Here is a 10,411-nt window from a genome sequence, read left to right on the forward strand (position 1 = left end):
TCCTCAGACCAATGACACGTTTCAAACCGCGGAGTAAATTCGCAAAGCAGGAAAGAAGAAATGACTGATATCAGCATCAGACGATTGAACGCTTCCGACAGTGACTTTGACAGTGCACTGGCCAAGCTATTGGCGTGGGAAGACAGTGTGGATCATCAGGTGAATGAGTCGGTTCGTCATATCCTGCATGAGGTGAAAACCCGTGGGGATGCAGCGGTTCTGGAGTTTACCGAGAAGTTTGATCGCTTGAAGGTGGGCACCGTTGCGGAACTTGAGATGGGGCAGGATCGGTTGCGGCAGGCGCTGGAGTCGATCCCACAGGACCAGCGTGTGGCTCTGGAGAAGGCCGCCGAGCGGGTGCGTGACTATCACGAGCGTCAGAATCAGACGTCCTGGCAGTATGAAGACGATGACGGCACCGTACTCGGTCAGAAGGTCACGCCGCTGGATCGGGCAGGGCTGTATGTGCCCGGTGGCAAGGCGGCCTATCCCTCCTCCGTGCTAATGAACGCCATCCCGGCGAAGGTCGCGGGTGTGGGCGAGGTGATTATGGTGGTTCCCACGCCGGACGGTGTGGTGAACGAACTGGTTCTGGCCGCTGCGGCGATTGCGGGTGTGGATCGCGTCTTTTGTGTGGGGGGGGCCCAGGCGGTGGGTGCATTGGCCTACGGCACACAGACCATTCCTGCCGTCGATAAGATTGTTGGGCCGGGCAATATTTTTGTCGCTACCGCCAAGCGAGAGGTATTCGGAACCGTTGGTATCGACATGATTGCAGGCCCTTCGGAGATTCTGGTGATTTGTGACGGCAAGACTGACCCAGACTGGATTGCCATGGATTTGTTCTCTCAGGCCGAGCACGATGAGCAGGCTCAGTCCATTCTTGTCAGTCCCGATGCCGATTTCCTGGATGCCGTGGAAGCCAGCATCAACAAGCTGCTGCCGAACATGGAGCGGGCCGGCATCATTGCTACCTCGATGACGGACCGGGCTGCGCTGATTCACGTGGCCGACTTGTCGGAAGCGGCTCGCGTTTCCAATCGTATTGCGCCGGAGCACCTGGAGCTTTCGGTGGAAGATCCAGAAAATCTGGTGGACGAGATTCGCCATGCCGGTGCCATCTTTATGGGGCGCTATACGGCGGAGGCGCTGGGTGATTACTGCGCCGGGCCCAACCATGTGTTGCCGACGTCCGGGACGGCGCGTTTCTCCTCTCCGCTGGGGGTTTATGACTTCCAGAAACGGTCGTCCCTGATCGGTTTTTCTGCAGCCGGGGCCGACAGGATGGGGCGAGTCGCCTCTGTTCTGGCGCGTGGAGAAGGGTTAACGGCTCACGCCCGTTCTGCAGAGTATCGGGTTCGGGAGGGCCAGTCAGATGAGTAAGTTCTGGAGTTCACGGGTCAAGGAGTTGGTCCCCTATGTGCCGGGGGAGCAGCCGAAAATGGCCAACCTCGTGAAACTGAATACCAACGAGAACCCGTTCGGCCCGTCTCCGAAGGTGATCGAGGCGATCAACACGGAACTGAATGACAACCTTCGGCTTTATCCGGACCCCGAAAGTGAGGCTCTGAAAAGCACCATCGCGAATTACTATGGCGTGCAGGGCGAGCAGGTTTTCCTCGGTAACGGTTCCGATGAAGTGCTGGCACACATCTTTTATGGTCTGTTCCAGCACGGTGAGCCCGTGTTGTACCCCGATATCACCTACAGTTTTTATCCGGTGTATTGCGGCCTCTACAACATCGAAGGCAAGACCGTACCGCTGACCGACAGCTTTGAGATTGATCCCAAGGACTATAAGCAGCCGAACGGCGGCATAATCTTCCCCAATCCCAATGCGCCCACTGGGCGTTACCTGGCGTTGGACAAGGTTGAGGCTATCGTCGCCGCCAATCCCGACCGGGTTGTGGTTGTGGATGAAGCCTATGTGGATTTCGGCGGCGAGAGTGCGATCAAGCTGGTGGGGGAATATCCCAATCTGCTGGTTTGCCAAACGCTGTCCAAGGCCCGTTCCCTGGCTGGGTTGCGCGTCGGTTTCGCCATCGGCAGCCCGGAGGTCGTCGAAGCCCTGAATCGCGTCAAGAACAGCTTTAACTCCTATCCTATCGACCGCCTGGCTCAGGTCGGCGCCATTGCCGCATTCGAGGATGAAGACTGGTTTCGAGCCACCTGCGAAGGCGTCATTGGCGAGCGGGGGTGGGTGACCTCGAAACTGGAAGCCTTGGGGTTCGATGTATTGCCCTCACAGGCCAACTTTATTCTTGCGCGCCACCCGGACCATGCCGGTGAGGCGTTGGCGAAGGGGCTTCGGGAGAAGGGGGTTATCGTGCGTCACTTCAATAAGCCCCGCATCTCGGACTTCCTGCGCATCACCATCGGCACGGCAGACCAGAACAAGCGACTGGTCGAGTGCCTTAAACCGTTGGTGTAACACGAGACATTCAAGGCAAACCCACGGAGGCAGCATGGCTTCACGCAATGAGATACTCCGCACACTGAACGACTGGTTGGCCCCGCAAGACTTCAAGGACTATTGCCCTAATGGTCTTCAGGTTGAGGGCGCTGAAGAGGTCAGTACCATAGTAAGTGGCGTCACGGCTTCCCGGGCGCTCGTGGACGCGGCGATCGAAGCCGATGCCGATATGATTCTGGTGCATCACGGGTATTTCTGGAAAGGTGAGGATCAGGCCATCCGTGGCATGAAGCGGGACAGGATCAAGCGTCTGCTGGATCACGATATCAATCTGGTTGCCTATCACCTGCCGTTGGACGATCACCCTGAGTATGGCAACAACCGGCAGTTGGCCGACGTGTTGGGTATTCTCAATCCCCGGCCACTGGGTGGACTTGTGTGGCAGGGTGAACTGAGCGCTCCGATGGAGCCCCGGGCGTTCGCGGAGTTGATCGGAGAGCGTCTGGCCCGTGCTCCGCTCTGGGTCGGGGACGGCTCCGCAGAGATTTCCAGGGTCGGTTGGTGTACTGGCGCAGCTCAGGGGTTCATTGGCAGCGCATTGGAAGCCGGGCTGGATGCCTATATCAGTGGCGAGATTTCAGAACCCACTACCCATACTGCCCGCGAATGCGGCATTCATTACTACGCAGCCGGCCATCACGCCACTGAACGATATGGCGTTCAGGCCCTGGGGCGGGCCCTGGAGCAAGCATTTGGGGTAAGTCACCGGTTTATCGACTGCGATAACCCGGTGTAAGCGTCAGGCTTTCTGCTGCTTTTCGGCCAGGCCAAAGTCTTCGGCGAGGGTGCCTTTCTCCTGGGGGTCGCTCTTGGGGGCGTAGTCCCGGGGTGGCTCTGCATCATCCTTGCTGGCGGCGCCTTCCAGACGCGCCTTGGCGTTCTCTTTCTCGAGCTCCAACAGCCAGTCTTCGTCGTTGCACAGGCGGTTAGCGCCCCGCGCCATGTGCTGATTTACGTCCCGGTAGGTGTCGTTGAAGCGGCGCAGCAGATGCGCAGATTCCATAAAATGCTCGTTCACTTGCGCCTGATAGCGTGTGTACTCGTTTCTCAGCTCCTCGATCTGCTGTTCAGCCCGGCGCTGCCGCAGCGTAGAGCCCTGACCAGACCGGCCAACCAGTACTCCGATGACAATGCCGACAATCAATGCGGCGATGGCTGCCAGAATCAGGTTTGTCATAAGCTGTATGATCCTTTTAATGAATAGGAATTCCTTCCCGAAGTATACCGTCCTAAGGCCCGTTCACGCACGATTGCCTCGTGCGCCAATCGTCGTATTGCGTCGTATGTCTGGCTCGCCCCCGCTGTTGCAGCGGTTTCTCAGGGTGTTGAACGTGGCGAAAAAAGCCAAAATCGGCCACAATACGCCGCCGTTATGAATGACCATACTTCGGGAAACGCCTTAATGACACCCCAAAAGCGAATCCGTATGACCACTACCCATATGACCCCATGGGAACGATACCAGCAGGACCTTGAGCGGCCCGAGTTTCACAAAGACCCGGCCCAGGAAGATGCGGTCCGCCGTTTGCAGTCACTTTACGACAAACTGGTGGCGGCGGAAAGGGAGCGTGACAAACCGATGGTCAAACTTCGCCTCAAGTTCAAGAAGGGCAAAGAAGATCCGGTGAAGGGTTTGTATTTCTGGGGCGGCGTGGGTCGCGGTAAAACTTACCTCATGGATACGTTTTATGAAGCTCTGCCCTTTGATCGCAAGATGCGGGTGCACTTCCACCGGTTTATGCAGCGTGTTCACAAGGAACTGAAAAGCCTGAAAGGCGAGAAAAACCCGTTGGATATCGTGGCGAAAATGTTTGCGGACGAAACCCGGGTGATTTGCTTTGACGAATTTTTTGTCTCTGACATCGGTGACGCCATGATACTGGCAACGTTGATGGATGGTCTGTTCAGCCGTGGTGTGACCTTGGTTTGTACCTCCAATATCGTGCCTGACGGGCTTTACAAGGATGGCCTGCAGCGTGCCCGCTTCCTGCCCGCCATCGCGCTGGTCAAGAAACACACCGAGGTGGTGAATGTGGATGGCGGTGTGGATTATCGCCTGAGAACCCTGGAACAGGCTGAGCTGTACCACTTTCCCCTGGATGAGGATGCCGACAAGAGCCTTCAGAAAAGTTACGACGGGCTTGCGCTTGAGGCGGGCAGCCACAGCCTGGAGTTGGATATCAACGGCCGAAAGCTGACTGCCCTCAGCCACGCCGATGACGTGGTCTGGTTTGATTTCAAGACTCTGTGCGATGGCCCGCGCAGCCAGAACGACTACATCGAGCTGGCGCGGGAGTTCCATGCAGTGATCATCAGCAATGTCCCGGTGCTGGGAAAAGACAAGGACGATCAGGCCCGGCGATTCATAAACATGATTGACGAATTTTACGATCGCAACGTCAAGGTGATCATTTCCGCAGAAGCTTCGATTACGGACCTGTATGCCGGCGGGCGGCTAGGGTTTGAGTTTGAGCGCACGGAGTCCCGGTTGCTGGAAATGCAATCCAGGGAATACCTCGAGGCACCTCACAAGGCCTGATAGGCGTCGGACTAAACGAAGTCCAATTCGATAACGAACTACCCAAACTATAGAGAGATCAAGCAATGAGCACAGACAACGTCGTCATCGTCAGCGGTGTGCGCACCCCCATGGGCGGATTCCAGGGCAGTCTAGCCGCGGTTTCCGCGCCGGAGCTGGGCGCTATCAGTATTGCCGAAGCTATCCGCCGTGCCGGCTTGCAGCCGGCAGACGTGCAGGAAGTGATCATGGGCAATGTCCTGCCGGCAGGGCTCAAGCAAGGGCCGGCTCGCCAGGCAATGCGCCAGGCAGGGCTACCGGACAGCACTGGTGCCACTACGATCAATAAGCTTTGCGGTTCGGGCATGAAAGCCGCCATGTTTGCCCACGATGTGATCAAGGCCGGCACCAACGATATTATGGTTGCCGGTGGTATGGAGAGCATGTCCAATGCACCGTACATTCTTCAGGGTGTTCGCAGTGGTTACCGCATGGGGCCTGGCCAGGCGCCTCAGGACCATATGTTCCTGGACGGCCTTGAAGACGCGGAAACCGGTCGGCTGATGGGGGCTTTCGCTCAGGAAATGGCCGACAAGAAAGGCTATACCCGGGAAGAGATGGACGAATACGCGATTACCTCCCTGACCCGGGCCAAGAGAGCCATTGAAGAAGGGCTGCTGAAAGATGAAATCATCCCGGTTACCGTCAAAACCCGCAAAGGCGAGGTAGTGGTTGAGGACGACGAGCAACCCCACAACGCCAACATCGAAAAGATCCCGAGCCTGCGCCCGGCCTTTGCCAAAGACGGCACTGTTACCGCGGCCAATGCCTCGTCAATATCGGATGGTGCCTCTGCACTGGTGTTGATGCGTGAATCCGAAGCCGAAAAGCGCGGCCTTAAACCCTTGGCACGGATCGTTGCCCATAGCACCCAGTCCCAGCATCCGGCTGAATTCACCTGCGCTCCGGTGGGTGCCATCGAAACCCTTTTCGCCAAAACCGGCTGGACAAAGGACGACGTGGACCTGTTTGAGATCAACGAAGCCTTCGCCATGGTCGCCATGATGCCGATCCGCGAGCTCGGCCTGGACCCGGAGAAGGTCAATATCCACGGCGGCGCCTGTGCCCAGGGCCACCCGGTTGGCTCCACCGGCTCCCGCCTGCTGGTGACGCTGATGCACTCCCTCAATCACTACGGCAAGAAGAAGGGTGTTGCAGCACTGTGTATCGGCGGTGGTGAGGCAACGGCGATGGCTATTGAAATGCTGTGATTTGTGCCGGCTGGTTGCATCCAAATTTGTTGACTATAGTGACTCAGTGCGAGGGAAGTCTGCCGCAGAGAGGGGCGTAATAGAGAGAGGCTTAATCGTAAAATCATACTTTTGACTGATCAAAGCGTTCGATGGCGTTAGCTATAGTGCCAACATCACGAGCACTGTGCATGAAGCCTCCAAACATCGTGAACACCAATAATCAGAGCAGCGACTCAGAACAACAATGGAGTAGCCTTCCAATGACAAGAAAAACACATCAATGGCAGCAGTGGACTAAATTGCCGCTGGCCGTAGCAGTTGCAGCCGGAGTATCCGGGCAGGCAGCTGCCTATTCATTTTACGTGGGGGATGTGGAAGCCTCTTTCAACACGACGCTGTCGGCGGGCGTTGGCTGGCGAACCGAGTCACAGGACAGAAGGTTGATTGCCCAGGGTAACCTGGGGCCTGAATACGCTCCCGGTCAGCCCTTGGCCAACATCGGTGCTTCTACCAACAACTATGACGACGGTAACCTCAACTTCGAGAAAGGGGATACCTACTCCAAAATCGTCAAGGGTAACAGCGAACTTTTTCTCAGCTACGATGTGGATAGCGACACGCTTACCCGGATAGGTGGCTTTGCGCGGGGGCGTTACTGGTATGACTTCGAGTTGAAGGATGAGAGCAGAGCGGTTGATCCTGTTGGTCAGCGTCGCGAACTGAACGAAGAGGCCAAAAAATATGCCTCCGGCGGCGAAATTCTTGATGCCTACGTATTTTCCGACTGGTATTTTGGTAATGTGCCGGTCAGCCTGCGCTACGGCAAGCAGGTGTTGAGCTGGGGTGAGAGTACATTTATCCAGGGGGGCATAAATACCATCAACCCGGTTAACGTACCTGCCTTCAGGGCACCAGGCTCGGAACTGAAGGATGCGCTGTTGCCGGTTGAGATGTTTTACGCGTCCGCAGGTATTACGGAAAATGTGACTGTTGAGACCTTCGTGCAAGCTGACTGGGAGCCCGTTCGCCCAGATGATTGCGGCACATTCTTCTCCACAAACGACTTTGCCGCTGACGGCTGTGGCCCGGTTTTGTTGGCCGGTCAGTTGCCTGATTCCCAAGCGGAGGCTCAGGGCTTTATCGCTCCTCGTCTGGCGGACCGTGAGGCGGATTCCAAAGACCAGTTCGGTGTCGCACTGCGTTGGTACGTGCCGGCCCTGAACGATTCGGAGCTTGGTTTCTACTACATCAAGTACAACAGCCGTCTGCCGTATGTCAGTGGCCTGGTGAACAATCCGTCTTCGCCCAGTGGTAGCCAACAGAACGATCCGAATGAGCCGAACTCCCAGTTTCCGAGCTACTTCATCGAGTATCCCGAAAACATCAATCTCTATGGCATCAGTATCAACACCACGACCCCGGGTGGCTGGTCTCTGGGTGCTGAGTACAGCTTCCGTGATAACGTTCCGCTTCAGTGGAACGCATTTGAGCTGATTTATGGTGGTTTGCAGCAGCGTGGCCCAAACGGGGAAATTCTGAGCAAACTTGAAAAGCAGCGGCTTGAAGAGTCGGGCGGCGCCAATCTGGCCGGAAAGCCTGTTGACGGCTACGACCGGTTCAACGTTTCCCAGGCGCAGTTTACGCTGATCAAGTTCTTCGACCAGGTTATGGGCGCCAGTCGCCTCTCCCTGATCACGGAATTCGGTGCCACCTACGTTCACGATCTTCCGGACGAAGATGAAGCCCGTTACGGTCGCTCAGGCACCTTCGGTATCGGTACGTTGCCGGTGGACGGTTCCAACTTCACGGGTGATTTCTGTGAGGCCGGTGCCAACATCAATACCAACTACTGTAACAATGATGGCTTTACCACGGCCTTCTCATGGGGCTACCGTACCCGTCTGGTGTGGAGCTACCTGAACGCGTTCTCTGGCATTAACCTTTCACCACAGTTGGCGTGGAGCCACGATGTGCAGGGTTACGCGCCTTCTCCGGGTGGTAACTTCAGCGAAGGCAACAAAGCCATTGGTCTGTCACTGCAGGCTGAATACCAGAACCGTATAACCGGTAATATCGGTTACACAAACTTTTTCGGTGGCAAGCCGTATAACGAGTTGACTGACCGTGATTTCGTGAGTGCGAGCGTTTCCTACTCATTCTGATTCGGCCTGAATTCGTTTAACGAGGTAATTTAAATGAAACTGAACAAGAAGCTACTGGCCACTGGCATCCTGTCCGCAACGTTGTTTGCGGGTAACGCCTTTGGCGCGGTTTCCGCACAGGAAGCGGCCAAGCTGGGTGACTCGCTCACGCCAATGGGCGCTGAGAAAGCGGGTAACGGAGGCGCTATTCCGGCCTGGGATGGAGGTCTGACCACGCCTCCTGCCGGGTATAAAAACGATGGTATCTATGTGAACCCGTTCCCGAACGAAGAGCCAAAGTTCACCATCAACCAGAGCAACGTTGACCAGTATGCGGAAAACCTGTCCCCGGGACAGGTCGCAATGATCAAGCGTTATGACGATTACGTCATGCCGGTATACGAGACGCACCGTTCCGCTGCATACCCGGAACAGGTCATGAAGGATACTGTTGACAACGCCACGAGTGTGGAGTTGATCAAGAGTGGTAACGGCCTGGGTAATTACCAGACCGCTACGCCATTCCCGATCCCTCAGAACGGCCTGGAAGTTATCTGGAACCACATCACCCGATACCGCGGCGGTTCGGTCCAGCGTAACGTTGGGCAGGTGACTCCGACTGAGGACGGGTCCTTCAGCGTTGTAAAGTTTCAGGACGAGCTGACATGGAAGACGTATCTGGATGACTATGAGCCGGGAATGGACCCCAATGTTCTGTTCTATTTCAAACAGGCCATTACCGCGCCGGCTCGCCTGGCTGGTAACGTCCTGCTGGTTCACGAGACCATCGACCAGGTTCAAGAGCCGCGTCGCGCGTGGGTATACAACGCCGGTCAGCGCCGGGTTCGTCGCGCACCGCAGGTAGCTTATGACGGCCCGGGTACCGCTTCAGACGGCATGCGTACCTCCGACAACTTCGATATGTTCAACGGTGCGCCTGATCGTTACAGCTGGGAGTTGGTTGGCAAGAAGGAAATGTACATCCCGTACAATTCCTACAAGCTGGTGGACCGTGACCTGGATTATGACGAGATCATCAAGGCCGGTCATATCAACCAGGACCTGACCCGCTATGAGCTGCACCGTGTCTGGCACGTGCGTGCCACCCTGAAGGACGGTGAGCGTCATATCTATGCCCAGCGTGACTTCTACATCGATGAAGACTCCTGGCAGGCGGCGGTGATTGATCACTACGATGGTCGCGGAGAGCTCTGGCGTGTGGCAGAAGCGCACAGCATGCAGTTCTACGATCAGATTGTTCCCTGGTACGCCATTGAAACCCTGTACGATCTGTTGTCTGGACGGTATCTGGTTCTGGGTTTGACCAACGAAGAGTCCAACCCTTACGAGTTCGGTGTTGAACGCATGTCACGTGACTACACACCCGCTGCTCTGCGTCGTGCAGGTACGCGGTAAGTCACCGTTATCCGGGAGCAATCCCGGCTGACTGGAAAGCGGCGGGCCCTTGGGTCCGCCGCTTTTTTATTAAAGTCTTTGAATTTCCTCAAATGTTAGGAATTTGCCGGTATTTCGTTATCTTGCCGTCAAATTTTTGCAGCCTACCCCCGATTTGGTTTAACCTCTCCCTACTAATACTAAAGGCGTACCCGATGCAGGGCGCTGCAGCAACGACAAAGCAGAGATCACATTTGCCGGATAAGGGCCCATCGGGCTCATAGATTCCGGGCTTTCAACGGGGCAAAGAGTGAAACCATTCGATGATGGCCGTGCGGCCAACGATGAGTTCCAGTCAACACTAGGCGGCACTCATCGTGGCGAGTTGATCAGGGATTTGTTGCGCCAGCGGGTACGGATGCCGGAGCCCGTTCCGAATTACCTCAAAAGGCCAGCGCTGACCGAGAAACTGACCGCGGCAATAACACCGGGCTCGGTCCTGTTGCTTGAGGCACCGTCCGGTTATGGCAAAACCCATGCCCTGAGTGCGGCGTTCCGTGAAACCTCCCGTAGCTCCGACACCCTCCGATGGCTGGCTCTGACCGGACAGGAGAACGATTCCGGGCGCCTG

The 10,411-nt window shown here is 56.4% G+C and carries 8 protein-coding genes and 1 pseudogene; 8 read left to right on the forward strand and 1 reads right to left on the reverse strand.

What is annotated here, in order from left to right; translation table 11 throughout:
- Nucleotides 1-60: 60 nt before the first annotated feature.
- The 3 genes from hisD to AXW11_RS17405 are packed head-to-tail and all read left to right on the forward strand — an operon-like array spanning nt 61 to nt 3,209.
- Nucleotides 61-1,383, forward strand: a complete 1,323-nt coding sequence (hisD, locus tag AXW11_RS17395; RefSeq protein ID WP_091641010.1) for a histidinol dehydrogenase — start codon at nt 61-63, stop codon at nt 1,381-1,383.
- Complete coding sequence (hisC, locus tag AXW11_RS17400; protein ID WP_091641012.1) at nt 1,376-2,431, forward strand: histidinol-phosphate transaminase; 1,056 nt, start codon at nt 1,376-1,378, stop codon at nt 2,429-2,431. Before hisD ends, hisC begins: the two co-directional genes overlap by 8 nt.
- 34 nt (nt 2,432-2,465) lie before the next feature.
- Nucleotides 2,466-3,209, forward strand: coding sequence for a Nif3-like dinuclear metal center hexameric protein (locus AXW11_RS17405; RefSeq protein ID WP_091641015.1), 744 nt, complete (start codon nt 2,466-2,468; stop codon nt 3,207-3,209).
- Between the two features lie 3 nt (nt 3,210-3,212).
- On the opposite strand, the gene AXW11_RS17410 is transcribed toward AXW11_RS17405, so the two are convergent.
- Nucleotides 3,213-3,650, reverse strand: a complete 438-nt coding sequence (locus AXW11_RS17410) for a Z-ring associated ZapG family protein (protein ID WP_007155665.1) — start codon at nt 3,648-3,650, stop codon at nt 3,213-3,215.
- A 264-nt stretch (nt 3,651-3,914) separates the two neighbouring features.
- On the opposite strand from AXW11_RS17410, the gene zapE reads away from it, so the two are divergent.
- The 5 genes and pseudogenes from zapE to AXW11_RS17435 form a co-directional block, all read left to right on the forward strand.
- Entirely contained in the window at nt 3,915-5,012 is a 1,098-nt protein-coding gene (zapE, locus tag AXW11_RS17415) for a cell division protein ZapE (RefSeq protein WP_177190585.1), read from the forward strand.
- A 65-nt stretch (nt 5,013-5,077) separates the two neighbouring features.
- Nucleotides 5,078-6,262 (forward strand): thiolase family protein, encoded by a 1,185-nt coding sequence (locus tag AXW11_RS17420; protein ID WP_075196500.1) that lies wholly within the window; start codon nt 5,078-5,080, stop codon nt 6,260-6,262.
- Nucleotides 6,263-6,504: 242 nt separating this feature from the next.
- A complete protein-coding gene (locus AXW11_RS17425; RefSeq protein WP_075196499.1) occupies nt 6,505-8,406 on the forward strand; it encodes a DUF1302 domain-containing protein in 1,902 nt (633 codons plus the stop codon).
- A 33-nt stretch (nt 8,407-8,439) separates the two neighbouring features.
- Nucleotides 8,440-9,801, forward strand: coding sequence for a DUF1329 domain-containing protein (locus tag AXW11_RS17430; protein WP_075196498.1), 1,362 nt, complete (start codon nt 8,440-8,442; stop codon nt 9,799-9,801).
- Between the two features lie 289 nt (nt 9,802-10,090).
- Nucleotides 10,091-10,411 (forward strand): annotated as a pseudogene (locus AXW11_RS17435) (LuxR C-terminal-related transcriptional regulator); the annotation flags it as partial.

The sequence above is a fragment of the Marinobacter sp. Hex_13 genome (genome assembly GCF_001566815.1).
Taxonomy (GTDB): Bacteria; Pseudomonadota; Gammaproteobacteria; order Pseudomonadales; family Oleiphilaceae; genus Marinobacter; species Marinobacter salarius.

Coding starts and splice junctions, on each gene's coding strand:
- hisD (WP_091641010.1), top strand. CDS start 61: ATGACTGATATCAGCATCAGACGATTGAACGCTTCCGACAGTGACTTT.
- hisC (WP_091641012.1), top strand. CDS start 1,376: ATGAGTAAGTTCTGGAGTTCACGGGTCAAGGAGTTGGTCCCCTATGTG.
- AXW11_RS17405 (WP_091641015.1), top strand. CDS start 2,466: ATGGCTTCACGCAATGAGATACTCCGCACACTGAACGACTGGTTGGCC.
- AXW11_RS17410 (WP_007155665.1), bottom strand. CDS start 3,650: ATGACAAACCTGATTCTGGCAGCCATCGCCGCATTGATTGTCGGCATT.
- zapE (WP_177190585.1), top strand. CDS start 3,915: ATGACCCCATGGGAACGATACCAGCAGGACCTTGAGCGGCCCGAGTTT.
- AXW11_RS17420 (WP_075196500.1), top strand. CDS start 5,078: ATGAGCACAGACAACGTCGTCATCGTCAGCGGTGTGCGCACCCCCATG.
- AXW11_RS17425 (WP_075196499.1), top strand. CDS start 6,505: ATGACAAGAAAAACACATCAATGGCAGCAGTGGACTAAATTGCCGCTG.
- AXW11_RS17430 (WP_075196498.1), top strand. CDS start 8,440: ATGAAACTGAACAAGAAGCTACTGGCCACTGGCATCCTGTCCGCAACG.